The organism is Pseudoalteromonas apostichopi (assembly GCF_030297135.1).
GTDB lineage: Bacteria > Pseudomonadota > Gammaproteobacteria > Enterobacterales > Alteromonadaceae > Pseudoalteromonas > Pseudoalteromonas apostichopi.
Map to the genome: position 1 here is coordinate 2,862,942 of NZ_AP028065.1, position 26,371 is coordinate 2,889,312.

General features: G+C 41.8%; 22 protein-coding genes. 12 read left to right on the plus strand and 10 right to left on the minus strand.

What is annotated here, in order from left to right; genetic code table 11:
- Positions 1–103: 103 nt before the first annotated feature.
- The 5 genes from accD (at position 104) to purF (ending at position 5,283) form a co-directional block, all read left to right on the plus strand.
- A complete protein-coding gene (accD, locus tag QUE86_RS12975) occupies positions 104–979 on the plus strand; it encodes an acetyl-CoA carboxylase, carboxyltransferase subunit beta (protein WP_130051967.1) in 876 nt (291 codons plus the stop codon).
- A gap of 25 nt (positions 980–1,004) precedes the next feature.
- Positions 1,005–2,270 (plus strand): bifunctional tetrahydrofolate synthase/dihydrofolate synthase, encoded by a 1,266-nt coding sequence (folC, locus tag QUE86_RS12980; RefSeq protein WP_130051966.1) that lies wholly within the window; start codon positions 1,005–1,007, stop codon positions 2,268–2,270.
- A gap of 11 nt (positions 2,271–2,281) precedes the next feature.
- Positions 2,282–2,935, plus strand: coding sequence for an SPOR domain-containing protein (locus tag QUE86_RS12985; RefSeq protein ID WP_286257696.1), 654 nt, complete (start codon positions 2,282–2,284; stop codon positions 2,933–2,935).
- A gap of 308 nt (positions 2,936–3,243) precedes the next feature.
- Positions 3,244–3,738 carry a CvpA family protein gene (locus QUE86_RS12990; protein ID WP_130051964.1) on the plus strand — a complete coding sequence of 165 codons (495 nt, stop codon included), beginning with the start codon at positions 3,244–3,246 and terminating at the stop codon, positions 3,736–3,738.
- An 18-nt stretch (positions 3,739–3,756) separates the two neighbouring features.
- Positions 3,757–5,283, plus strand: a complete 1,527-nt coding sequence (purF, locus tag QUE86_RS12995; RefSeq protein ID WP_130051963.1) for an amidophosphoribosyltransferase — start codon at positions 3,757–3,759, stop codon at positions 5,281–5,283.
- A 53-nt stretch (positions 5,284–5,336) separates the two neighbouring features.
- On the opposite strand, the gene QUE86_RS13000 is transcribed toward purF, so the two are convergent.
- Complete coding sequence (locus QUE86_RS13000) at positions 5,337–5,888, minus strand: HdeD family acid-resistance protein (RefSeq protein ID WP_130051962.1); 552 nt, start codon at positions 5,886–5,888, stop codon at positions 5,337–5,339.
- A gap of 156 nt (positions 5,889–6,044) precedes the next feature.
- Here QUE86_RS13000 and QUE86_RS13005 point away from each other — a divergent pair, with 156 nt between their 5' ends.
- The 6 genes from QUE86_RS13005 to yegD all read left to right on the plus strand — a co-directional run bounded on the left by QUE86_RS13005 (position 6,045) and on the right by yegD (position 13,853).
- Positions 6,045–7,739: a mechanosensitive ion channel family protein gene (locus tag QUE86_RS13005; RefSeq protein ID WP_286257701.1), complete on the plus strand. Its 1,695-nt coding sequence runs from the start codon at positions 6,045–6,047 to the stop codon at positions 7,737–7,739.
- Between the two features lie 368 nt (positions 7,740–8,107).
- Entirely contained in the window at positions 8,108–10,369 is a 2,262-nt protein-coding gene (locus tag QUE86_RS13010; RefSeq protein ID WP_167658453.1) for a TonB-dependent receptor, read from the plus strand.
- 110 nt (positions 10,370–10,479) lie between these two features.
- The gene (locus tag QUE86_RS13015) at positions 10,480–10,779 is read left to right on the plus strand and encodes a hypothetical protein (protein ID WP_054561952.1); all 300 of its coding nucleotides are present in this window, start codon (positions 10,480–10,482) and stop codon (positions 10,777–10,779) included.
- 65 nt (positions 10,780–10,844) lie between these two features.
- Positions 10,845–11,501, plus strand: coding sequence for an HAD family hydrolase (locus QUE86_RS13020; protein WP_130051960.1), 657 nt, complete (start codon positions 10,845–10,847; stop codon positions 11,499–11,501).
- A 77-nt stretch (positions 11,502–11,578) separates the two neighbouring features.
- The gene (locus QUE86_RS13025; protein WP_175580445.1) at positions 11,579–12,418 is read left to right on the plus strand and encodes a DNA ligase; all 840 of its coding nucleotides are present in this window, start codon (positions 11,579–11,581) and stop codon (positions 12,416–12,418) included.
- 67 nt (positions 12,419–12,485) lie between these two features.
- Positions 12,486–13,853 (plus strand): molecular chaperone, encoded by a 1,368-nt coding sequence (gene yegD, locus QUE86_RS13030; protein WP_130051959.1) that lies wholly within the window; start codon positions 12,486–12,488, stop codon positions 13,851–13,853.
- A gap of 30 nt (positions 13,854–13,883) precedes the next feature.
- Here the strand turns inward: yegD and QUE86_RS13035 are convergent, their stop codons facing one another.
- The 4 genes from QUE86_RS13035 to QUE86_RS13050 all read right to left on the minus strand — a co-directional run bounded on the left by QUE86_RS13035 (position 13,884) and on the right by QUE86_RS13050 (position 18,322).
- Positions 13,884–14,348, minus strand: coding sequence for a methylglyoxal synthase (locus QUE86_RS13035; RefSeq protein WP_130051958.1), 465 nt, complete (start codon positions 14,346–14,348; stop codon positions 13,884–13,886).
- Between the two features lie 8 nt (positions 14,349–14,356).
- Complete coding sequence (locus QUE86_RS13040) at positions 14,357–14,989, minus strand: LysE family translocator (protein WP_130051957.1); 633 nt, start codon at positions 14,987–14,989, stop codon at positions 14,357–14,359.
- Between the two features lie 98 nt (positions 14,990–15,087).
- The gene (locus QUE86_RS13045; protein WP_130051956.1) at positions 15,088–16,926 is read right to left on the minus strand and encodes a S8 family serine peptidase; all 1,839 of its coding nucleotides are present in this window, start codon (positions 16,924–16,926) and stop codon (positions 15,088–15,090) included.
- Between the two features lie 223 nt (positions 16,927–17,149).
- The gene (locus QUE86_RS13050; protein WP_167658455.1) at positions 17,150–18,322 is read right to left on the minus strand and encodes a multidrug effflux MFS transporter; all 1,173 of its coding nucleotides are present in this window, start codon (positions 18,320–18,322) and stop codon (positions 17,150–17,152) included.
- Positions 18,323–18,488: 166 nt separating this feature from the next.
- Here QUE86_RS13050 and QUE86_RS13055 point away from each other — a divergent pair, with 166 nt between their 5' ends.
- Positions 18,489–18,965 carry a hotdog fold domain-containing protein gene (locus QUE86_RS13055; protein WP_167658456.1) on the plus strand — a complete coding sequence of 159 codons (477 nt, stop codon included), beginning with the start codon at positions 18,489–18,491 and terminating at the stop codon, positions 18,963–18,965.
- Here QUE86_RS13055 and QUE86_RS13060 read toward each other — a convergent pair.
- From QUE86_RS13060 to QUE86_RS13080, 5 genes are all read right to left on the minus strand, one after another.
- Entirely contained in the window at positions 18,962–19,441 is a 480-nt protein-coding gene (locus QUE86_RS13060) for a bactofilin family protein (protein WP_167658457.1), read from the minus strand. The two genes, QUE86_RS13055 and QUE86_RS13060, sit on opposite strands and share 4 nt — an antisense overlap.
- A complete protein-coding gene (locus QUE86_RS13065; RefSeq protein WP_167658458.1) occupies positions 19,431–20,582 on the minus strand; it encodes a M23 family metallopeptidase in 1,152 nt (383 codons plus the stop codon). The genes QUE86_RS13060 and QUE86_RS13065 overlap by 11 nt, the downstream gene beginning before the upstream one ends.
- Before the next feature lie 152 nt (positions 20,583–20,734).
- Positions 20,735–22,048 (minus strand): fumarylacetoacetase, encoded by a 1,314-nt coding sequence (gene fahA, locus QUE86_RS13070; RefSeq protein ID WP_178926751.1) that lies wholly within the window; start codon positions 22,046–22,048, stop codon positions 20,735–20,737.
- Positions 22,049–22,203: 155 nt separating this feature from the next.
- Complete coding sequence (gene hppD, locus QUE86_RS13075; protein WP_130051950.1) at positions 22,204–23,250, minus strand: 4-hydroxyphenylpyruvate dioxygenase; 1,047 nt, start codon at positions 23,248–23,250, stop codon at positions 22,204–22,206.
- A gap of 315 nt (positions 23,251–23,565) precedes the next feature.
- On the minus strand, positions 23,566–26,289 hold the full coding sequence (locus tag QUE86_RS13080; protein WP_286257720.1) for a metallophosphoesterase: 2,724 nt from the start codon (positions 26,287–26,289) through the stop codon (positions 23,566–23,568).
- Between the last annotated feature and the right edge of the window lie 82 nt (positions 26,290–26,371).

Here is a 26,371-nt window from a genome sequence, read left to right on the forward strand (position 1 = left end):
GTTTTAATTGAAAAAATCTGTCTGTTTATTTGTTATCAGAAACACAAGTGAGTGTTTCCAATTAAACAGACTGCGACACAGAACAGCATTAAGAGAGTTGCAAATGAGTTGGTTAGAAAAAATCTTACCTAAAACGACTAAATCGTCAGGTCGTAAAGAAATCCCTGAAGGGGTTTGGGCTAAGTGTACAGACTGTGATTCAATTTTATATAAAGCAGAATTAGAAAAAGCACTCAACGTGTGTCCTAAGTGTGATCACCACATGCGTTTAAGTGGCCGTAAACGTCTTGAAAACTTTTTAGACGATGCTGATCGTCAAGAACTTGGTGCAGAGCACGAACCAAAAGACGTATTAAAGTTTAAAGATTCTAAAAAATACTCTGACCGTATTACCCAAGCACAAAAAGCAAGCGGCGAAAAAGACGCACTTGTGGCAATGAAAGGCCGTTTAAAAGGCATTCCTGTTGCTGCTGTTGCTTTTGAGTTCTCGTTTATGGGTGGTTCAATGGCGTCAGTAGTAGGTGCTCGTTTTGTTGAAGCTGTAGACCAATGTTTAGAGCACGACATGCCACTTATTTGTTTCTCTGCATCAGGCGGTGCACGTATGCAAGAAGCACTTATGTCATTAATGCAAATGGCTAAAACAAGTGCTGCGCTTGCGAAAATGAGCGAAAAAGGCTTACCGTTTATTTCAGTATTAACTGATCCAACAATGGGTGGTGTATCTGCATCACTGGCAATGCTTGGTGATGTAAACGTTGCTGAACCTAAAGCGCTTATCGGTTTTGCGGGTCCTCGCGTAATCGAGCAAACAGTACGTGAAACGCTTCCTGAAGGTTTCCAACGCAGTGAATTCTTGCTAGAGCACGGTGCAATCGACATGATTGTTGACCGTCGTGAAATGCGTGACACCCTTGCACGTATCTTAGCGAAATTTATGAACTTGCCTTCTACTGAACAAGAGCATAGAGTAGCGTAAATTTCAGCTTAACTGATTAAACGCTATGACAGAAATCCTTCCTAGCCAATCATCAAGCCTTGATGATTGGCTTTGTTATTTAGAAAATGTCCATCCTGCCAATATCGAAATGGGTTTAGAGCGCGTAGAACGCGTGGCAAACCAAGTAGGTTTACTTGATACATCAAGCAAAATAATCCTTATTGCAGGCACTAACGGTAAAGGGACCACTGCCCGTTGCCTAGAAAGCTTATTACTTGCACAGGGTTTTAGTGTGGGTACTTATGCTTCGCCGCATCTTATTCGTTACAACGAGCGCGTACGTATTAATGGCCAAGAGCTTGATGATCAATTCCATGTTGATGCTTTTGATATGCTAGAAAAAGGCCGTGCTGACACGCAACTAACTTATTTTGAGTACGGTACCTTAGGTGCACTGGCTATTTTTAAACGTCACGCCGTTGATTATGTACTGTTAGAAGTCGGCCTTGGTGGTCGTTACGATGCCACTAATATCGTTAAACCACATGCTTGTGTGATCACCACCATAGATTTAGACCATAAAGAATATCTAGGTGATACCCGTGAACTTGTTGGTTACGATAAAGCTGGCATTTTCCGCACCAATACGCCTGCTATTGTTGGCGATTTAGCCATTCCACACACAGTAACTGATTATGGCAACGAAATTAACGCTGATATGGTGCTATCAGGTCGTGACTTCATATTCACAGAAGACAGTGAAGGCTTTAAATGGCAGTACCAAGATAAAGACTGGCGCTTAGCTAAGCCTGCGATCCCTTGTCAAAATGCAGCAACCGCGTTGACCTTACTAGCAAAACTTGACCTACTGCCAAGCGAGCAACAAGTGCGTGACTGCTTAGCTAACCTTATTGTCGAAGGTCGCTTTCAGCAGTTAAGTGAGCAACCGCTTATTTTTACCGATGTTGCGCATAATCCTGAATCTGCTCGATATTTGGCACGCAAATTAAGCGTGTATAAAGATCAAGGGTTTAAAATTCATGCATTAGTCGCTATGCTTGCAGATAAAGATAAGGTGGCTGCTATGTCGGCCATGGCGAATGTTGTTGATCAGTGGTCGTTAGCAAGCTTAGATTGTTTCCGTGGAGACAAGGTTGAGAATCTTGCTAAAGCATTAGCCGAAACCGCATCAACAGCGCCAAGCACGCACTATGCGAGTGTTGAAACTGCGCTAGATACGTTATTACCAAATGTCGATGAAAACACGTTAGTGATTGTGTTTGGTTCATTTATAACTGTGGCTGCAGCCATCAATTACTTTAAAAAATAGAGAGGAAATCGGTGAACGCAGGGTTTATTAATCGCTTAGTAGGAACCACGATTGTGGTTGTGGCGGCTATTGTCTTCATCCCAAACATTTTGGATGGTGAAAAGGTTCATTATAAAGAAGGCTTTAAAGCAATTCCTGAACGTCCTGAGTTCACTACCATTGACTTGCAAGAGGCGATTGATAATAAAGTATCTTCAGCGGAGCAACCTTCGCAAATTTCGGTTGAAGATATTCAAGCAAAGGATACTGAACTTGTTACTAATGAAACCCAGCAAATTGATGATGCGCCGAAAATGGTTGAAGCCTCAACAGATGAGCCTGTCATTACCAAAGCTGAGCCAAAAGTTGTAGTGCAAGAACCAGCAAAGCCAATCGCTAAAACCCCAGAGCCAACTCGTAAGCCAGAAGAGAACCTCACACAAATGGCTTATGTCATTCAGCTGGGGAGTTTTTCCCACGCACCTAATGTGAAATCACTACAGGAAAAATTAAAAGCGAATGGTTTCAAAACCTTCACTCGGCCAGTCAAAACCCCGAACGGCACACTTACAAAAGTCTTTGTAGGCCCTTCACTTAGCAAGAAAGAGTTAGAGAGTAAGCTTACTGAGTTAAAGCAGTTAACCAAGTTAAATGGCAAAGTTACTCAGTTTGAAATTACAAAATGATCTGGCAAAGGATACCCAAACTACCTGTGGATCCAAGTTTCAGCACTATTACAGGGATTAAAACTCAGGGCTTGGCATTCAAGTAGTAGGTACCTTTCAAATTGCTACAACGCAGTAGTGGAAGCCCTGTGAAGCGCCCGAAGGGCATGGCTAAAACGCATTTATTCTGCGTTATTGATTTTGACAAGGGGACACCATTCCCTACAATCAATGCCTTGCCTAAATGCGTTTTATCTCATGCTGAATTCTTGCATCCACAGGTGGTTTGGGTATAGAATGCGCCCCAAATTAACGACTAGTTGGTTCTTATGATCTGGGTTGATTACGCCGTACTTGGTATTATTGCACTATCCACTATCATCGGCTTAATACGTGGCTTTGTAAAAGAAGCAATGTCATTAGCTGTATGGGCTGGCGCATTTATCATCTCTAGCTTGTTTTACCAATATTTAGCATCCTTCCTAACAAGTATTTCAGAACCCCTTTTAAGAAATGCAGCCGCAATAGCCATATTATTCTTTGCGACACTCCTGTTGGGTGGGTTACTAAACTATATTTTAGGTGAACTTGTACAACGTACTGGTTTATCTGGCACAGACCGTGTGTTCGGCATAGTGTTTGGTGCTCTTCGTGGCGTGTTGGTCGTAAGCGCGTTACTCTTCTTTCTTGATGCTTTTACCGGTGCACCTAATACGCATTGGTGGGGCAACTCTATTTTGATTCCAGAATTTGGCTTTGTTGTTGAGTGGTTCTTCTCGTACCTCGAAAACAACTCGAGCTTTTTAAATTCTGTAAACCGTTAATCGGCGAGGATAAATTTAATGTGTGGTATCGTTGGCATAGTCGGAACTTCTCCTGTTAATCAGGCGTTATATGACGGCTTAACTGTTTTGCAACACCGCGGTCAAGATGCAGCTGGCATCATTACCATTGAAAACAACACGTTTAGCTTACGTAAAGCCAATGGCCTAGTAAAAGACGTATTTCATACCCGTCATATGAAACGTCTGCAAGGTACAATTGGTATTGGCCATGTTCGCTACCCGACAGCTGGTTCTTCTAGCTCGTCAGAAGCGCAACCTTTCTATGTTAACTCGCCATTTGGTATCGCACTTGCGCACAATGGTAACTTAACAAACGCAGAAGCATTAAAGCAGCAACTATTTTCAGAAGCTCGCCGTCATGTTAATACAACGTCTGACTCTGAAATTTTACTTAACATCATGGCGCATGAGTTAAGTAAATCAAACAAGCTGAAACTTGATGCGGAAGATATCTTCACTGCGGTAACTGAAGTTAATAATAAAGTAACAGGTGGCTATGCAACGATTGCGATGATCATTGGTCATGGTATTGTTGCATTTCGTGACCCTAACGGCATTCGCCCACTGGTTTTTGGTAAGCGCGAAACAGCAAACGGTACTGAGTACATGTTTGCATCAGAAAGCGTTGCTTTAAAAACCGACGGCTTTGAGTTTGTTCGTGATGTTGCACCAGGTGAAGCAATTTACGTAACTGAAGATGGTCAGCTGTTCTCACAATCGTGTGCTGAAAAAGCAACTTACGCACCGTGTATCTTTGAGTTCGTTTACTTTGCGCGCCCAGATTCAACGATTGACCGTATGTCTGTTTATGCAACACGTGTAAACATGGGAACTAAGTTAGGTGAAAAAATTGCACGTGAATGGGCTGATAAAGACATCGACGTTGTCATTCCTATCCCTGAAACATCATGTGATGTAGCGCTTGAGATTGCCTCTGCTCTTAACCTGCCATACCGCCAAGGTTTCGTTAAAAATCGCTACATTGGTCGTACGTTCATCATGCCAGGCCAAGAAATGCGTAAGAAGTCAGTTCGTCAAAAACTGAATGCCATTGACCGCGAGTTCAAGGGTAAAAACGTATTACTTGTTGATGATTCAATTGTGCGTGGTACAACGTCAGCACAAATCGTTGAGATGGCTCGTGAGTCAGGTGCGAAGAACGTTTACTTCGCTTCAGCTGCGCCAGAGATTCGTTTCCCGAACGTTTATGGTATCGACATGCCATCGGCAGCTGAGCTAATTGCTCATGGCCGTGAAGTTGAAGATATCAACGCAAGCATTGGTGCAGATGGTCTTATCTATCAATCGCTAGATGACTTAATCTCGGCAGTAAGCCAAGAAAATCCAGAAATCACCCGTTTTGAAACATCAGTATTTGATGGTCAATACATCACTGGTGATATCGACCAAGACTACCTGAACCACATTGACCGTTTACGTAATGATTCAGCGAAATCAACGCGTGAAAATGCGATGTCTGCGAGTTTAGAGTTACACAATCAAGAAGAAAACAGCGCTGATTAATCAGTCCTGATTTGATTGATATAAAAAAGGAGCTAAACAGCTCCTTTTTTGTTTTATATTTGAGAGTGTTGCATTTTTTTCAGCTTAAGTGCTAATAGTACCATCATTATGCCAAACACGATGGCGTAGCTGGCAACGAGCCAAAGCAGGGTGATTATGCCCGCGCCAGGGTTAAATATCAGATATCCACCAAAGATAATCGAAATAATACCGCTGCCAATTAACAGCCACTCATTAGTGATTTCTTTGCGTAGTTTACTGGCAATAACAATCTCAATCACACCAATAGCAATAGCCCATGCGGCAATAAAGTACAGCATTAAGATAGCCGTTACGTTGGGAGCAAACAGGGTCACAAGTGCAGCTGCAATTGAAATTAGACCACCAACTAATAGCATCCACCAAAGTGGGTTTTCATTTTTTGAAGCAATAGCTAACCAAGTTCTAATGGCACCATCGACAAAAAAGTAAGCGGCGAAAATAAACATCAAAATCGCTAATGAGGCTTCTGGGGCAAACCAACCACAAATACCAAAAATGATAGCGATGACACCGTGGATCATTAATGATGACCAATGGGGGATTAGTGAACTTGAAATCTGCATTATCGTTTTCCTTTGCTTTAGTCTCTATATAACTAACATCTCAGCGCTTACTTGCAAAGATTTTTAATTATTTTTTGTACAGTTACACAAACCGTGCTCTAATTTAATTAGCTGATTATTTCAGCGATTTAATGTTTATAAGACAAGGAACAAAGTGTGAGCCGTTGTAATACAAAGTTTTCATTACAATTTAGTAAGTTATTAGTGTGTTTTTTACTGTTGTTCAATGCGCCATTATGGGCAACAACCACACCTGAAGTTACCGTTAAGTCCTTAATAGATAAAGACAACAAGGAAGAGCAAAGTGAACAAAAAGCAGCTAAGCAAGAGCCTGAAGTCAGTTCTCCTGCAGCCAGCGAAGAAAAAGAAACGGCTTTAGAGGATGATTTACCTTTCGACACATATGGTCGAATGACACCAAGAAGTTCAATGCAGGGTTACTTGAAAGCGGCCAGAGCTCGTGACTTTGAACGGGCTGCTCAGTATCTTGATTTTCGAAATTTACCTAAGGATGTGTCTATTATAGGGCAGCTTCAACTAGCTGAGAACTTATCTGTAGTACTTGATCGTACACTCTGGGTCGACATTGATAACTTAAGTAATAAACCCGAAGGAAAACAAAAAGAAAGTGTGCCAAGTTATCGTGATTTAGTGGGGGAAATCTCAACCTCACAAGGTACTGTGCAAATCTTATTACAGTTGATTCCAGACCCAGAAAGTGGCAATCGCATCTGGAAAATATCGAATGCGACGGTAAGCCAAATTCCCTTATTGACGAAAGAGTATGGCTATAGCCATGTCGGCGAGTGGTTATATAAAAACTTGCCAGATGTTGAGTTTTTAGGTGTGCTACTTTGGCAATGGGTATATTTTGTTTTTAGTTTTTTGCTTTTCCTTGCAATAGCAATCATCTTGACGCGTATTATTACTTTTATACTTGCCCATTTAAAAGTGCCAGTCGAAAAAGATGTGATAGCGTTCATCAATGGGCCAGTTTGCTTATTGCTGGCTGTATTTATGTCGCGTTCTTTGAGTGATCAGTCGAATGTAACGATTGCTGTACTCGCTTTATTTCATGGTGCAACAGTACTTTTGATTGCATGGGGTTGGATATGCCTTCGTACAGTTGACATAGTGAAGCATAGACTTGGTCAGCGCTTCATTAAGCAAGATAGGCCCCAAGTGGTTTTTTTACTTCGCCCAATTAGTAACGTTGTAAAAACCTCAATTGTAATTATCTTGCTATTTATGTGGTTTGAAAACTTAGGATTCAATGCCACAACGCTATTAGCTGGTTTAGGGATCGGTGGTTTAGCCATCGCGCTGGCTGCGCAAAAAACGGTGGAAAATATTATAGCGGCCATCACACTTTATATTTCAGCACCAGTTAAAATTGGCAGTTTATGTAAATTTGGTAGCCAGCTAGGCACAATTGAAGAAATAGGACTGAGAGCAACTCGAATTCGCACTCTTGACCGCTCTGTAATATATGTGGCGAATGCAAAGTTCGTTGATATGCAGCTTGAGAATGTTTCTGAAAGAGAGCGTATTTCTTATAGGCCGAAATTGATGCTCAGTGCGAATACCAAGCAACAAAATCTAATCTCGTTTATGCAAGCCCTAAGAGAGCTTTTAGAACAACATAAACATATCGCCTTTGAGCCTTGCAGGGTTCGTTTTAAAGCTTTCTCGCCTTGGGCTTTACAAGTGGATGTACTAAGCTACGTAGAGACTGTCGACTTTGCATTTTATATGGAAGTAATAGAAGAATTAAACTTAGCAATTTTAGGCTTATTAAATGAGCATGAGTGCGAATTAGCTAATCCAGAATTCGCACGTGTAACTGATTAGTTGCTAAAAAAGGGGTAAATGAAAGTGGCTCTCATTTGTGCATGATGTCTACACATTGTCGTGATTAGATGGACAGGACATATGTCCGCTTTAATCAAAAATAATTGCATAAAATCTTCTAAATGCGGCGATGTTGCCGCTAATTGTTGTAAAATAATTGTATATTTATAATTTTTAATGCAGTAAAAGTGTCATAAAGTGTTATAATCGTCAGCGTTCGTTCAGCCTCTTTACTTCGTTTTGCACTCTCGATTAAGAGGTCCGCGCAGCTTATTACAAGGCGCGAAAAATTGGCCGAGCCCGTCAAATGAATTGACGCAACATCATCACCGTTGAATAAGAGTGCATAAAAAAGGTTAAAACCCGACATGAAAGCAATGAAAAGATCTACGTTAGCAACACTTATCAATGCAACGTTGTTCTCTGCCGTAGCAGGTACTTCATTTTCAACTCTTGCTGCAGACGAAGCCTCAGCAGCAAAAAACAATCAATTAGAAGTTATTCAAATCACCGCTCGTAAACGTGTAGAAAACGCACAGGAAGTACCTGTAGCTGTATCTGCTTTACAAGGTGACAGCTTAGATGCATACAGCTCAGCTGGTATGGATATTCGTTTCATGAACGCGAAGATCCCAAGCTTATCAATTGAATCTTCGTTTGGTCGTTCATTCCCACGCTTTTATGTTCGTGGTCTAGGTAATACTGACTTTGACCTAAATGCTTCACAACCTGTTTCTTTAGTGGTAGATGAAGTAGTTCAAGAGAACGCTATCTTAAAAGGTTTCCCTGTATTTGACGTAGCACGCGTAGAAGTTCTTCGTGGCCCACAAGGTACTTTATTCGGCCGTAATACACCGGCTGGTCTTGTTAAATTTGATACAGTTAAACCATCACAAGAATTTGAAGGCTATGGCTCAGTATCTTACGGTAGCCGTGGCGCAGTTGATTTTGAAGGTGCTGTTGGCGGTGGCTTAACAGATCGTTTATCAACACGTGTTTCTGTTCTTTGGCAAGAAAAAGATGATTATATTGATAATCGTGCACCAGGTTTTGAACAAGATGACGTATTAGGTGGTTACACTGAGAAAGCGGCACGTGTTCAATTCTTATATGAAGGCGACGACTTCACTGGTCTTTTCAATTACCATGTACGTGATATGGATGGTACGCCAATCGCATTCCGTGGTAATGCTATCAAAGCTGGTACTAACGATTTAGTAGATAATTTTGAGCACGACGTGGTTTACCACGATGCTGCTTCTCGTGCGACTCAGCAAGTTGAATCTCAAGGTGCAAGCTTAAAGCTTGAGTGGGATATCAACGATTTAACACTTACGTCAATCTCTGCATGGGAAAGTGCTGAAATCTATTCTCGCGCTGATATCGACGGCGGTTACGGTGCTAGCTACTTACCAGATATGGGTCCTGGTTTTATTCCATTCTATTCTGAAAGTGCTGACGGTATTCCAGATCAAGACCAGTACACGCAAGAACTTCGTTTATCTAGCAACTATGCTGGCGACGTAAATTTCCAAGTAGGTGTATTCTACTTTGATGAAGCGCTAACGATCGAAAACTTCAGCTACGACACTTATGGTTCAACGCCAGGTGAGTTAAACGGCTATGTTATCCAGCAACAAGATACCAAAGCATGGGCGGTATTCGGCTCATTAGATTACACAATCACTGATGATCTAAAAATCACTGCGGGTCTTCGTTACTCAGATGACGAGAAAGAATTCTCTGCGAACCGTACTTTAAGCCCTGCTGGTGGCGGTGCGCTTTTCCTTACAGAAAACCCAAGTGACGATCACGTTAGCTGGGATCTATCTGCTAACTATAAGATCAACGACGACGTAAACTGGTACGCACGTGTTGCGAACAGCTTCCGTGCACCAAGTATTCAGGGTCGTATCTTATTCGGTGATGAAGTAACTGTTGCTGAGTCTGAAACTGTGACGTCTTTCGAGACAGGTATCAAATCAGACGTTCTTGACGGCCAAGGTCGTGTAAATGCCACTGTGTTCTATTACACAATGGATGACCAACAATTAACAGCTGTAGGTGGTGGTGCAAACTTCAACCGTTTAGTTAATGCTGATAAGACAACTGGTTACGGCTTTGAGTTAGACACTGAGTGGGTATTAACTGACAACCTAAACGCAACATTTAACTTAAGCTACAACAATACTGAGCTTGACGATAAAGATTTAGCCGTTGACGTATGTGCTCAGTGTACTGTTACAAATTCTTTAAACAGCGCAGGTCAAGCTATTCTTGATGGTAATAGTTTACCGCACGCACCTGAGTGGATCTCTAACCTAACATTACGTTATAGCCGCGAAGTAGCTGACGGTGAATTCTTCACATACGCTGACGTGTCTTACCGTAGCGAAATCAATTACTTCTTATACGAGTCAGTTGAATTTGAAGGTAAGCCATTAACTGAAGTTGGTTTACGTGCCGGTTACGCTTGGGCTGAAGGCGACAACGAATATGAAGTATCAGCATTCGTTCGTAACATGTTCGACGAGCAACAATCAATCGGCGCTATCGATTTCAATAACAACACAGCAATGGTGAACGAAGAGCGTTACATCGGTGCTGAGTTCAAAGTAAGCTTCTTCTAAGCTGAAAGAATAAGTCCTATCAAAACCCGCTGTATAGCGGGTTTTTTCGTTTATAATCGTGTTTGTAACTGCTAAAGTGGCAGCATTAAATTTTGAGAAAGAGAAGAAGTATGGCTGGATTTTGGAACTACCGTGTAATTTTTTGTGAAGCAACAAAAGATGAAGCGGCACAATATCAAATACATGAAGTTGAATATAACTTAAATGGCAAAGTGACTAACTGGTCAGAAACCGGTGCAGCGCCATTTGGTAATACAGTCGAAGAACTTGAAGCAGACGCTGATCGTTTAAAAACAGCGTTTTCTAAGCCAGTATTAAAAGTGGTAAGAAAACAACGCGGTTACGAGCTGGTTGATGTAGAAACAGGCGAAGAAGCGTTTGCTGAGCCACCTGCGGGTTTAACTGAGTAACAAATTATATTTATCGAAGGTGCCGAATGGCACCTTTTATTTTTTAGACTGTAAAAGGAATGAGGATGACTTTAAAAGCAGTATTGTTTGATATGGATGGCACACTTGTCGACTCTGAAAGTGTGCATTTTAATATTTGGAATGATTTACTAGCCCCTTTTGGCGTGCAGTATGATGAGGCCACGTTTTGTCAGCGCTTTTCTGGTAGACCAACTCTTGAAGCTGCAAAGGAAGTTGTTGAAAATTATGGGCTTAGTATCACTCCACAGCAGCTAACCGATGATAAATATGCTGCATTTGGGCGCTTTGTTAGTACTAATTTACCCGCCTATATGCCTCATGCAAAAGCAGTGCTTGAGCAAGTAAAAGCCAGTGGTTTAAAAATGGCATTAGTAACAGGCAGTGCAAAAGATGAAGCCTATCCTATTTTAAAAGGCTATGGCATTTTTGATTGGTTTGATTGTGTGGTTACCAAAGATGATGTTAACAACCCTAAACCATCTGGCGACCCATACCAATTGGCACTTGATACGTTAAATATAACCGCTAATGAAGCCGTTGCAGTCGAAGATACCTTTACCGGTGTCACCGCCGCAAGTAATGCCGCTGTTGCTGTGTATGCGGTGCCGAATCATTTCACTTTAGAACATGACTTTAGTAAAGCGGCGGGGGTGTTTGCTGATTTGGGCGAATTTTTCAAATGGCTACAAACTAACCTATAATTAAACGGCTATTACTAAGCAGCATTTATTAAGTCGTGAAAGCTACTTAAAACTTACAAATTTGCAAGGAAGCAATGATGGTTATGATCACTCGTGCGCTGATGTGCGCAATCACTTTATTATTAAGCCTCTCGGTCGAAGCTCAACAAGCCCCTTCAGTACTTTTAGCAAACGTCTATGAAGCTGACAAGGTCAATGTAAGCGAGTATTTAGTTAGTGAAAAATATGATGGCGTTCGGGCCATCTGGACTGGTAGTCAATTAGTAACCCGAAACGGTAACCCAATTTATGCCCCTGACTGGTTTACTGAGCCACTTCCTAGGGTTTGGCTTGATGGAGAACTTTGGACTAAGCGCCAAGATTTTGCCACTTTGAGCGGTATCGTTCGAAAAGCCATTCCTATTGATACTGAATGGCAAACAGTAAGCTATATGATATTTGATATGCCTGATGCGACAAAACCATTTAGTCAGCGCTTTGAGGACTACTCGCGGTTAGTAAATCAGCTGCAAAGTGAACATATTAAAGCTGTGGAGCAAACGCACTTTAACGATAACAAGCAACTTAGTTTGTTTATGGATGAGCTAATAGCGCAAGGTGCTGAGGGCGTGATGCTGCATCTAGCGGCTGCTAAGCATAGTGCGGGACGCAGTGATGCATTGTTAAAGTTAAAACCCTATTTTGACGCTGAAGCGGTTGTAATCGGTTATGTTGCAGGAAAAGGTAAGTATAAAAATATGCTTGGCGCACTCAAGGTGCGCAACAGTGATGGTACTGAATTTAAAATTGGCTCGGGGTTTTCTGATCAGCAAAGAAAGTCACCGCCAGCCATAGGTAGTACCATTACCTATAAATATCATGGTTTTACTAAAAATGGTTTGCCACGATTTGCAAGCTTTTTACATGAAACACCTTAGCGTCATTCAAAAATGGCTGCGACTATGGTAAATTTCGCGGCCTTTTTATTGATGTATAGGTGCTAGAATGTTTGCAGGCTTTGATTACGGTAGCTCAAATTGTGCAATCGGTGTAATGGATAACGAGCAACAAGTGTCATTAGTGCCGCTTGAACAAGGTAAGCAGTATTTACCCTCAACACTTTATACTCATCACAGTGCTTTAGTTGTCGATTTTGTGGCAAAGCACCTCACTGGTAGCCCATTTGAGCATGACTTTAAAACTGAGCGCAATGCGCTTTTAAATACCATTCCTCGCATTAAATCAGATTTAGATATTCAAGCTGGTGATGAGACCTTATTCATCGGTCGTGAAGCAATTAGCGAGTATGTGCAATTTCCTGAAGAAGGTTACTTTGTAAAATCACCTAAATCATTCTTTGGTGCTGTGGGCTTAAAGCAAGGTCAAATAAACTTCTTTGAAGACATTGCTACGGCGATGATCTTAAAAATTAAGCAGCGTGCAGAGCAGTCACTGCAAGAGTCATTAACAGAAACGGTAATCGGACGACCGGTAAACTTTCAATCAGTTGGTGGTGAAGAATCTAATCAGCAAGCACTGGGAATTTTAGAACGAGCAGCAAAGCGCGCAGGCTTTAAAGAGGTGTCGTTTTTATATGAGCCGCTAGCGGCAGGGATTGATTATGAAACTTCATTACAGCAAGACCAAAAAGTATTGGTTGTAGATATTGGCGGGGGTACCAGTGATTGTTCATTCGTACAAATGGGGCCGAGCTTCCGTGAAAAGCAGTGTCGTGATAATGATTTTTTAGCCCACAGTGGCAAGCGTGTGGGTGGAAATGATTTAGATATTGCCCTGAGCTTTCATGGTTTAATGCCATTATTAGGTTTAGGTACTGAGTTTAAATCGGGTCTTCCGCTGCCGAACCAACCGTTTTGGCAAGCGTGTAAAATCAATGATGTAAACCTGCAAAGCCAGTTTTATAGCGATGCCCATCATCGTGAGTTATTGACTCAAGTTCGTGAAGTTAAAGAGCCAGCGCTTTTTAAACGCTTAATTCAATTGCAGCAAAATAAGCAGGGTCATCAATTAGTGCAGCAAGGCGAAGCGGCAAAAATTGCACTCTCGTCAGCGAACGAATTTACCACAGACTTGCGTTTCTTAGATTCAGATTTAATGCAATGCTTAACGCTAAAAGACTTAGCTTTAGCTGTTGATGACTCAATAAGCCAGATAGTGAGCTTAGCTAAACAAGCGATTCAAGAGGCAGGCACAACACCGGATGTAATTTACTTAACGGGTGGTAGTGCGCAATCACCGCTGATCAAGGCTGCGTTAAAATCACATTTAGGTGATATTAATATGCTGAACGGGGATCACTTTGGTAGTGTTACTGCAGGTTTAACTAAGTGGGCGCACAAGCTTTATAGCTAATCGCCCCACTTAGGTATACAACTTTAATAATTAAAGAGTCACTTGGCGCGTTGCGAGGTATTTTTCGTAATCTGGCAACGTGCGGCAAAGCTCTGTCTCCATCATAGGGGAGCTTAAAAGCATATCGGCACTAACTTCATTACAGGCAACAGGAATATTCCAAACCGCAGCTAAACGAAGTAATGCTTTTACATCAGGGTCGTGGGGCTGCGATGCAAGTGGATCCCAGAAAAAAACTAACACATGCACCTCATGTTCAGCAATTTTAGCACCTAATTGTTGATCGCCACCCATAGGACCACTTAATAGCTTTATCACTTCAAGCCCTGTTGTGCGCTCGATTAAATGACCCGTTGTTCCTGTACCGTATAGCGTGTGCTTACTTAAAATATCCAGGTGCTTTTCACACCATGCCTGAAGGGCTGCTTTTTTGCCATCATGGGCTACGAGGGCAATATTCTTTTTGGCGGGTAAAGCTTGTTGTTTTTGTTCCATAAGTGCTCTTATATCAATAGGTTAATTGCTAACGCAATAAAAACTAGTCCCGTGATCCGATCAATCCAAATTTGGGCTTGTGGATGTTCACGAAAATAACTGGCTATCTTATCGCCGAAATAAATATACGTGCAGTCGATTGGAAAAGCAAAAAGCGGGTAGAGTAATCCAAAGAAAGCGAGTTGAAATGTCGTTGAAGACAAGCTCGGATCGACGAACTGAGGAATAAAAGCAATAAAGAATAAGGCAACTTTCGGATTGAGTACCTCGGTCATCATGGCTTGAAACATCACATTTTGTTTTTTACTGGTGCTAACATGAGGCTTTTCGCTGCAGTCTGGTTCAGGCCCTGTGAAGGTATCCTTTAAGGTCATTATACCTAGGTAGCAAAGGTAGGCCGCGCCTAAATACTGAACTGTGGTATATGCTACCGTGGATGCTTTTAAAATTGCCGTTAAACCTACTACTGCCAAAATAGTATGCACCACACCACCTAAGGCAAAACCAAAGGCACTTTGCATTCCGGCTTTACGGCCATTTGCAAAGGTTTGCGCCATTAAAAATGCATTAGAAGGGCCGGGAGCTACGGCAATTAAAAAACTGGCGCCTAAAAACGACAGTAACGATTCTGGATTGATCATTGGCACAAAGTTAAAAAGCTAGGTATTTGATCTTAACAAGCTTTTAGAAAAAGAAAAAGCGGGCAATCAATGCCCGCTGATTTGGGTTGGGGAAAGTATTAGAACGTCACTGAGCTATTGTTTGAACAAACAGTTGTGCTTTGTGCTTCACATACTTGGTAAGTGTAAGTACCACCGCCTTTCGATGTGATAGTGTCAGTATAGCTGTTAGTGTTTGCCACTGAGCCTACCTTGCTACCATTACGGTATACATCAACTGTGCTTGTTGCTGCGCCATTCCAGCTTAAATCAACATACGCAGTGCCTTTTGATTTATAACCTGACGTAGAAAGGCTAATATCATCGCTACCAGGAGTTGTGCCGCCGCCATTATTGCCACCTGCACAGCCATTTGCCATTAGGTATGCATCTGCATCAGCTGCTTTAACAATACCGTGACCGAAGTAAACATCGTGACCAGAAGCGCCTTGGTCTTGTGCTGTCGCTTTTAAGGCATCACGAATTTCTGTCCCAGTACACTCAGGATGGTTTGACCAAACTAGTGCTGCAATACCAGATACAGCAGGCGTCGCCATTGATGTACCGCTCATGAAACCATAATCACTGGTACCAATTGCGATATCAATTGTTGTACTTGAAAGAAGTGCTGAACGGTCTTCAAGTGCTGCACCTACAGCAGGAATTGTTGTATCGTTAGTATCGCCTAATGTAGCGTATAACATGCCTGCTTCGTTATTAATGATAACAGCGCCGATACCACCTGAGTTTTCACAGTTATTCACTTTGTCATAGAACGAGATATTACCGCGGTCAATCATACAGATTTTGCCAGCTGCGCCAGAATCTACACTTTCAGCAGTACCCATGTAATAAGCCGTGCCTGATGCATTTCCTGAGTTCTCCATTGATGAAGTTGCAAAGCCCGCACCATCTGCTGCTAAGCTAGCCGAAGTGGCCATACCTGCAGGGTAAGTAGAAAGAGTATCAACACCACCTGCTGTTACTTCAACACAGATAGTTTCATCTGTAGTAGCGCGTTTACCACGACCAGACGTACAGCTAGGGAATTGCGAGAAATCTGCAATTTGGTTGTTCGCATCATTTGCACCTACCATCATTACTGATGGATAGCCTGCAGGGTATGAACGTACGTTATTACCATCATTACCTGCCGCAGCAACGACTAAGCCGCCTGCACTTGTGAAGTTAGCAAACGCATTAGACTCGGTGCTATTTGAACCACCACCACCTAGGCTCATGCTAATAATATTTGCACCTGCTTGAGAGCATAAGTCCGCTGCGTGTGCTAAATCTGAAGAGTAACCCCAGCCTTCAGCATTAAATACTTTGATGATGTGCATTGCAACGCCAGGTGCCATACCAACCACACCTACATTATTATCTGCTGCGCCAATTGTTCCGGCGACGTGAGTACCATGAGGACCACCATTATCGAACCAGTTACCAGTACCACTGTCGTTGTCACCAGTAATATTACCCCAAATGAAATCAGGATTCGAAGCATCTAGACCTGAGTCAATTACACACACTTTCATGCCAGCATTTGCATCAAAAGTAACTTGGTCTGCTTGTGATTGGTAAACTGCGTAAGGGGTCAGCTGCTGCTGCATAGCATTACCCGCGTCATCGTTATAAAGCGCCATTGGCACACGTTTTTGGTCTTCTTCAATCAGTTTGATGTGAGGGTTGTTTAATAAGCCTTTCACGCTCGCTAGGTCATGACCTGAGAATTGCGCTGCAATGAAGCCATTACCATCAACTTTAATATCACCACCGAGCTTTTTAGCGAGTGCTTTGACTACGCCTTTTTTATTGTTGTCTACTTGGATGATGTAACGGTCATTTGCTGCGTTTGCAGTTCCTGCTGCACATAGTCCACTGATGATCAGTGCTAATGCTAATTTATTCTTTTTCATAATTCGTATCCCAAACATGTCATTTAGTTAACCAATTGTTAACGTGGGTAAACAATAGTTTAATCTTCGGTTGGGTACAAGAAAAATAATCCGCAAAAACGGAACAAATTATTCTAGAAAGGTGATTTTTATAACTGTGAGATATAAAAGGATGGCTAAATGGGCAAATGAAGTATAACGATTCTCATTTACCCATATTAGCTAAAAGTATGGTAAAACTTTTTTATGACAAGCGCTTATGTTTAAGTAATAAGTAAGTAAAAGGAGTGAGCATCAAAAAATGTACGCCAATTAATACAGGTGTCGTTAAATTTAAAAATTGCGTTATAAACACTAATAAACTTGCGCCACTCATTTGCATCAAGCCGATAAGTGCAGAAGCTGTGCCTGCTTGTTTAGGAAACATACTCAATGCACGACCTGCCGATGAGCCAAGTGTTAAGGCATAACCAAAAGCTGCCAAGAACATAGGAAACATTAAAGCTAAAACTGAATTTTGCTGACTAAAAGCCAGCATTATGCAGCCTGACAATACTAACAACATAAGTCCTGCTTTTAAGGCTCGTTTGGGCTGGCGCTTTATATATATGGGCATGACGAAGCTTGCAAAAATGCTCAGGGCGGCATTACAGGTAAACCAAAAAGTAAAGTCGGTGACACTGCCACCAAGCTCTGTGATTATCCAACCCGGAGCAAGGGTTACAAAGACTAAAATAGCGGACATAGTCACTAAACAAATTAAGCTATGAAATAGAAAGAGTGGTGTGGAGATAATAGGTATAAAGCGCCTTAAGTCGAGAATATGACCACTGTAAACACTGTCTTTAGGGCGGGTTTCTTTATAGAGAAACAAAACTATAAATAGGCCAACAAGTGCAAAACTGACCATGAATAAAAAGTTCATGCGCCAACCAAATTGTACGGTTAACCAAGCACCAAGAATAGGCGCAAGGGCAGGAATAAAGCAGACAATGCCATTTAAGTAAGTAATGATTTGTCCGCTACGCTCACTACCAAATTTGTCTCTAACTATTGCAAAAGCGACGACAAAAGTTGCGCATGCTCCTAAGCCTTGTAATGCTCTTGCTATCATTAAGGTGGTAAAGTCTGGCGCCAAATATGCCCAGAATGCAGCTAGCCCATAAATCGTAACACCGCTAATCGCAACAGGTTTACGGCCAAATTTATCTGCAAGTGGTCCCGCAATAAGCTGCCCAAGACCGACTGTAAGCAAAAAAATAGCCACGGTTTGCTGAAGTTGCTTTTCTGACGCATTCAATTGTTCAGCGATAGTAGGAAATGCTGGAAGATAAATATCAATACCTAATGGGCAAAAAACAACCAGAAGGCCGAGGATAAATAATAAACTGAGGTTTTTGTGCTGGCGTGACTGCATTCGCTCTCCTTTAAAACGGTATTTTATGTGCCCCTAAAGGAAAAGAAAAGCATTCACTTAGCTAAAAGTGTAATCTTTAAAACTGCTTACAAAAATTTTCCATTTCGCTATCTGGTCTGATGTGTTAGTTTTTTATCTCACATCATAAAAATAATGGATAAACGTCGTGAGCTCACAATCATCATTATTAAAAATTTGGACTAAATGTCAGTCACTGCCAAAAGGTAATTGGTTATTTAGTAAAGCTGTCTGTTTTAAAGCTCCTTATTTCGGCTCAATAAAGCCATTGATCACAGGTTTAACAGCAGGGCATTGCAGTGCAACCGTTAAAAACCGCCGAGCAATCCATAATCACATTGGTACTATCCATGCTATTGCCCAGTGTAATATAGCTGAGTTGTGCGCAGGTTTAATGGTCGATGCGACGGTGCCGGCAAAAACACACCGCTGGATCCCAAAAGGCATGACAGTGAATTATATAGCAAAAATTGACACAGACATGCGTGCAGTTGCAGATATAGAAGTACCGAGTGAGTGGTTAGAAAAGCAAGATTTGTTAGTACCGGTGAAGGTTTTTAACAGCCGCGATGAATTGGTGTTTACAGCAGATATCACAATGTATGTAACTGCTAAAAAACGTTAAGACTTATCAGCGGCTTGTTTGTTTACAAACGACAAGTCGTTGTCATCATCGGGGAGTAATGATGAACTGGTTTCTTCAGGCTTAATAGGCGCCACATTATCTTCTTCATGACGATGTTTTAAGCTGCCTTCAATGATTGCTCCCGCTTCAATGCTAAGGGTGTCATGAAATACGTCACCATGGACTTCTGCGGTGCTTTCAATTACCACTTGATTGGCGATGAGTGTTCCGAAGATTTTACCTTTGACAGTTACACTATCAGCCTCAATCACGCCTTCAATCACACCAGTATGACCAATCACTAGGTGTTTAACATGTAAATCACCATCGATCCGACCATCAAGTTGGACTTCACCTTGGCAAGTAAGGCTACCAGTTAAACGGACGTCTTCAGAAATAATTGAAGGAGTATGGTTGGTTCTTTTTAAAGATGAGCCAGACGAGCTAGCTGCTGGTTGCTTTTTTCTACCGAACACGAGAAAGGGCCTTTGTTATTTTAACTGGATTGACATGTTTGCCATTCACTAAAACTTCGTAATGTAAGTGCGTACTGGTGCTACGGCCAGTACTTCCCATTAAGCCAATGACATCATCTTTAGTTACCGTTTGGCCTTTTTTTACTTTAATTTTATTTAGGTGGCCAAAGCGAGTGATGAAACCATTTTTGTGTTGTAGTTCGATAAAATTACCATAACCACCATTACGACCAGCACGAAGAACCGTACCATTAGCGGGCGCAAAAATTTCGGTTTTATGCCAACCAGCTAAATCAACCCCTTTATGAAATGCACGACGACCATTCAATGGGTCTTTACGAAGGCCAAAACTGCTTGAAATGTAGTAATCGGCAGCAGGGAGCGTTTGTGGCAATTCACTCAGCAAACTTTCTAGGTTGTTTAATGCTAATAAGTTATCTGCAATCGCTAAAAATTCAGCAGGAATTTTTGATTCATCAAATAAATCGAGTGGACCACCTTGAGCTGTATCTGAACTTTCTAGTACCGAGGCATTGGCAAGGCTGCTATCAAGGCCTGCACCCTCTAATATGGCAACGATTTCTTGATGGCGAAGTTTTATTTGCTCATCCAATACCACAAAGCTGTTGTTATAAGCGGCATCAAGGCGCACTAAGCGTTCAGGAATACTTTCTAAGCGTTTAACTTGTTTTGGCTGCTGTTCACCTTCTAAAGGAGCATGAAATTCCTCAGAGTGTTCCTTAACAGGTAAAAGCAATGGCTCAGCATTAGTTGGTAGTGCAGGTTTGTTCATTGATTCTGGTAGCGACTCAATCATGCTTTGCAATAACGCTTGTTTTTGCTCAAGAATAGCCAACTGCTCTAATTGTTTTTCATAGGCAGCTTGTTGCTGGTAGCGTTGTTTTTGCCACTGTTGTTGTTTGCTGAGTTGGTTTTGTTCGATGCTGATGATTTGGTCGGCTTGTGACATGATCTGGAGCGTTGAAATACTTAACCAAGCAATAGCTGTTAAAATGACCAGAAGTGTTGTTAATTGTAACCAAGGCGCTAACACTAAGTGCTTTACTTCGCCATTTTGACGGATCAACAGCTGTCTAGCTGGAAAAATCGTGCGGTAAAAAGACTTAAGTTTAACTAACATGGCGTACAAAATTTAACTAATAACCGAGTTAAGATAGCAATCTGATTTAAAAAAGCCAGAAAAAAATTGTAACTCAAGAGAGAAATGGCAAATAAAAAAGGGCAAATAATGCCCTTAATACTTGTTTTGTAAATGAAAATAGCGAGTTATTTTCATTTGGCAGGTAGCACTGTACCCTCAACTGAACCAAAACCAATGCGTGCAAAACCGTCTTTTTCACACCAACCACGCATAATTACGTTGTCGCCATCTTCTAAGAAAGTACGTTGCTCGCCATTAGCAAGGGTGATTTTTTCTTTACCGCCGCGTGATAGCTCTAACAATGAACCTGCTTCTTCGTGCTCTGGGCCTGATTGAGTGCCAGAACCTAACATGTCGCCAGGTTGGAAGTTACAGCCATTTACAGTGTGGTGAGTCACCATTTGCGCCACAGTCCAGTAAGAGTGTTTGAAGCTAGATTTAGATACTTGTGTTGGCGCTTCGCCAGCTGCACGCATCTTTTCAGTTTCGATTTGTACATCCATTTTGATATCGAATGCACCAAACTCACGGTTATGAGAAGACTCTAAATAGTCCATTGGTTGCGGGTCATTTTCATCACGTGTCCAGTTTGTTCTAAATGGCGCCAGTGCTTCTGTAGTAACAATCCAAGGAGATACAGTCGATGCGAAGTTTTTCGCAAGGAACGGACCAAGTGGTTGGTATTCCCATGCTTGTAAGTCACGTGCAGACCAGTCATTGAATACACAGAAACCAAATACGTGGTTTTCAGCATTCTCAATGGCAATTGCATCGCCTAATTCATTACCTTTACCAAGGTAAATACCTAATTCAAGTTCATAGTCTAGGCGTTTACAAGGGCCGAATGACGGTACTTCAGCATCTGGTGCTTTAGTTTGACCGTTAGGGCGGTGGAACGTTTGACCTGATACATCAATTGACGATGAACGGCCATGATAACCAATTGGTACCCATTTGTAGTTAGGTAAAAGTGGGTTATCAGGGCGGAATAGGCTGCCTACTGCTGTTGCGTGGTAAATAGAGGTATAGAAGTCAGTGTAATCACCAATGCGACAAGGCAGCGCAAATTCGATATCTGCTTGAGCAATAAGTGCTTCGCTTAATTGCGCTTGCTCACTGGCACCTTCACGTAATGCTTTTGATAACGCAAGACGAAGTGCTGACCAATATTGCTGACCAAGGCCCATAAATTCATTTAATGTAGCTTGGCTCGCTGCTTTAACGGCAACTTGTGCATCACCTGAGAATAAACCAAGGTCGTTTACTTTCGCTAAATCGATAACTTGATCACCAATTGCTACAGCGCCACGGAACGCTTCGTCTGAATTTTTACGACGTACTTCTGCAAAAGGAAGGTTTTGAATTGGGAAGTCACAGTTCGCTTCGTTAGCAGATGCAACCCAGCTTTTTAGATTAATATCGTGGGTTTCGTTAATTAGGCTCATACTCTTTCCTTATTTGTTCGCGCTGATGTGTTAGTTATCTATATGGAGGCAATCAACGCAATTTAAACAGTTAGTTTAAAACAGAATTTAAAACGACAAAAAGCAGCGTGTGAATATAGCCAAACCACACGCTGCTTTTTATTCATAATGATGATTTAGATTACACCACGACGCTCTTGATCTCGTTCGATTGATTCGAAAAGCGCTTGGAAGTTACCTTCACCGAAACCGCCGTCATCTACACGTTGGATCATCTCGATAAAGATTGGACCAAATAGGTTCTTCGAGAAGATTTGTAGTAGGTAACAATTTTCGCTTTGGCTATCTACTAGAATTTGATGCTTACGGATCTTCTCTTTGTCTTCTTTAACCCAAGGCACACGGTCAAAAATTGTATCGTAGTACTCAGGGATGATATCAAGCGTAGCAATCGTTGATTGGTCAAGCTTATCAAGTGAGCTTACTAGGTCATTAGTAAGGAATGCTAAATGTTGTACACCCGGACCATTGTACTCATTTAAGTACTCATCGATTTGGTTGTTGTTGTTATCTTTGCCTTCGTTGATTGGAATCGAGAAAGTACCGCATGGAGATTTAAGTGCGTAAGATAATAACGCTGTTTTTTGGCCTTTAATGTCGAAGTAACGTACTTCAGTAAAACCAAATACGTCTTTGTAGAAGTTAGCCCATGTTTCCATAGTGCCTTTATAAACGTTATTAGTTAAATGGTCGATACGGATGAAGCCTTTGTCTTCAACAATGTTTTGCTCACTTAAATCTTCGAAGTCTGACTCATAGATAGAACCTTTGTCACCAAATTGCTCGATGAAATAGATTAAGCTGTCGCCGATACCGTAGATAGCTGGGTAAGGTAAATCTTTGTGTGTTGAGTCTGTCGCAGGTTTTGCACCGCGCTCAACAGCAACATCGAATGCTTTTTGCGCATTTTCTACACGCCAACCCATAGAACAGATTGCTGGACCGTGGCTTTTAGCAAATTCAGCAGAGAAACCATCACGCTCATTATTTAGTAAGAAATGAATGTCATGTTGGTTGTAGTAAACAATGTCTTTACCTTTGAATTTTTTTAGCTTTGAAAAGCCAAAATCAGTAAACACTTTGTCCATGTAATCTGCATCAGGTGTTGCGTATTCAGTGAATTCAATGCCCATTAGGCCTAATGGATTATTTACTTCGCTCATTGTCATTACTCCCGCAATTATAAGCACTGCGCTAAAAAAGAATTATTGTTCTGTAATGAGCGGATGATTAACCAGAAATTCGATAAGGGGAAGATCCCAGCACTATTTAGCTAAAGCCTTCTTTGTAAATTAAATGGGACAATGATTTTAATTTCAGCAATTGCCCTAACAAAGGCAGTGAGTAAGCCACTAGGTTGACTAAAAGAGGTTAACCATCTTTATGGTTATCTATATGTATTTAATAGTAAATTTCAGCATTTTTCAGGCAATAAAAAAGGCCTGAAACGGCCTTTTTTATTAAGGCGATTGTATAGTTTAGTTTACGGTTTGGCGCGCTTTGTTAAAAAACTTGCTGCGTTGTTGTAACCAAGGGTTATTCATAATTTGTGGTGCAGCTTGATAATGACGCTCAACTACTTGGTTTAAGGTACGGGTTGATTGCGTAAAATTAAGTTGTTGCTGGGCAGCACCCATATTGGCAATCTCGGCATCAGTCATCGCACGACCTGCAAATAACAAGGCGTTTAAGTAACCCGGCTTAGTTTCGTAGTCATTATCGGTTAAAAGTAAGGCCGCATTGTTTATTGCCCAGCGCTCATTGATTTCACCTTCATCTTTAATACCAATTAGCTCGCCATCAAGATAAATTTTTAGTGCACCATTGTTTGGAGCAGCATAAAACACAAAAGCAATACGGTGCCAGCTGTTTGCTGTAAGCTCGCCAAAGTAACCGCTATCACTGGTGGCAATACCGATGGCGTTATCTCGGCTGACGTAAAGGTCTGCGTCATCACTATTAGTGATATCGGTTTGTAGTAATGAGCGCCACTCATTGGTGCTTTGTTCTGGCCACATAATATCCATCACTAAGGTGTAATCAGCGATAAGGCCTTTTGTTTGATAATCACCATTAGCAGCACTATTAGCCGTTAAGGTTAAGCCTTGTGTTGGGCTATGACGAGCAAAGGACAACACGCCAGAGGCTCCACTTGGTAAATCAGCAATTTCAAGTTCAGTGGTGGTCGCAAATTGGCTATTCTCTGGCCCCCAGTTTTTGTCTTCAGGGTCATAAAAGCTGAGTGTTGCAGGGCCAAAGTCACTGCTAAACCCTTGCTCAGGATTATTAAAATTCCATACTGTGACTGCATCATCCGTTTTACACGCATTAAGCGTGTTATCGGTATCGAGATATAAACATTGGCTGGTGCGTGCTCGTGCGTAATTATCAAGCAGCCACCAACTTTCAGCGACCAATTGCGCTTCTAAGTTTGGCAGAGCTGGGAAGAATAATTCGCTATTAAGCGCTGGGCCTTTAAATAGAGCTACGTGGTAATTACTTGCATCATTAATGTTATCAGGCACTAAAGAGACCCATTCAGGTCGGCTTTCGAGCATGTTTTTTAATTGGCTGCCAGTCACCGCGACTTGATAAATTGAATTAAAGCCCGGGGTATTCGATGGTTGGCGTTCAACCTTAAACGCGGCATGGAAGTCTTCTTGGGTTAACGTTCCTGGTAGCCAGCGATCTTGTACTTGGCTTGCATCAAGCAAGGCCGCATCAATAGCAGGGAACTGCTGCATGGCAGCTTTGGCAGTAATCGTCGTGAGTTCTTCTGCAGTGGGGTAATTTTCTGAAACGGCAATTTCGGTGTTTGCATCTGGGGCATAGCGACCCATGATTTCATCAATGGCGGCTTTAGTGCTTTCATCTCGGGTCGTAATGCTGGTTGTTGCTACGGTATTGTAATCAACATCTGCAAGCGTTTTGTCATCAAGGTTAAAGGTTAAGGTAAGATCAGTTAGCCCTTGAGCAAAAAAGTTTGGCTGAATGACAATGCTGCCGTTATCTAAGGTTTGATAGCTTTCACCGCCATGGGTATGTCCACCAAGTACTAAATCAATTCCTGCAACATTTTGTGCAATACGGGTGTCAGTGCCTTCACCTAAGTGACTCACCATGACCATGTAATCAACATCTTGACGGTATTGGTTAACAATCTGCTCAGCCACTTCTTGCCACTGCCAATTCATTTTAAAATTAGCGATAAAATCAGGGATCGGTTCCTCTTCGATAGGATCATCAAGTTCATTCCAAGGCACTGAAGTCATACCAAAAAAGCCAATTCGAAGACAACCAACTTGGACAACTGAAAAATCGACACCGGCAAATGGCGTATCGCTGCTACCATCATATTCGGTATTACTTGAAAGCACGATGGCATTATCGTCATCGGCAAAGTCCAGCAGTTGCTCAGGTCCCCACGCATAGTCGTGGTTACCAATCACTCGTACGTCAAAGGCCATTGCTTTTATTGCTTCGACTGTGGCTAACCCTTGTGAGGTTTGTTCAGCTACAGTGCCTTTTTCATAATCGTCACCGCCATTGGTGAATAAGGTGTTAGGGTTTTCAAGTTTTGCATTGTCGTAGTAACTGCGAATACGGCTGAATAATTGCTCTTTAAAGCCAAAGCGCGCGTGTAAATCAGCAACATGAATAAAGCGTACAGTTTGGTTACTGGCTGTGTCATTACATTGCTCGCCAATGGTTTTACTAACCGAAGGAATGGTGCGAGAAATTAAAGCAAAGCTACCAAATTCTGTGATAGCACTGACTGCAAATCCATCATCGCTTTGTTCAGTAGTGAGAGTTTGCCATTGCTCATCGACTAACTGCACTATGCTAAAGGCAAGGTTGGTTTGTTCATTTGGTAACTTAATCGCTAAACTTAATGGCTCAGCAAATATCAGGTTATTGGGGCGAAAGGTATGAATGCTCGAGACAATACCTTGCTCTATATCTGTGCTTGAAGCGCTTGTCTCAGTGTAAGTAAATGTGGTGTCTGTTGTAACCGTGTTACTTATTGCATTAAGTGTGACATCGCCCTGTGCAAATTCAGCCGATAAACCATTTTCAACAGAAATAATTAAACCAGACTGATCAGGAGCTGCTGCGACTTCTTTTGTTGTTTTATCGCCACCACATGCTGTCAGTAATAAGCTAGTCAGAATAATGACCAGTAGTTGAGTGTTAGAGCGCACTTACTCAGTTCCTTTGCCATACCAAATTAGTATAAGAATATAGTATCAGTTTTAAGGGCGCAGAGGGAATAGAGGAGAGAGA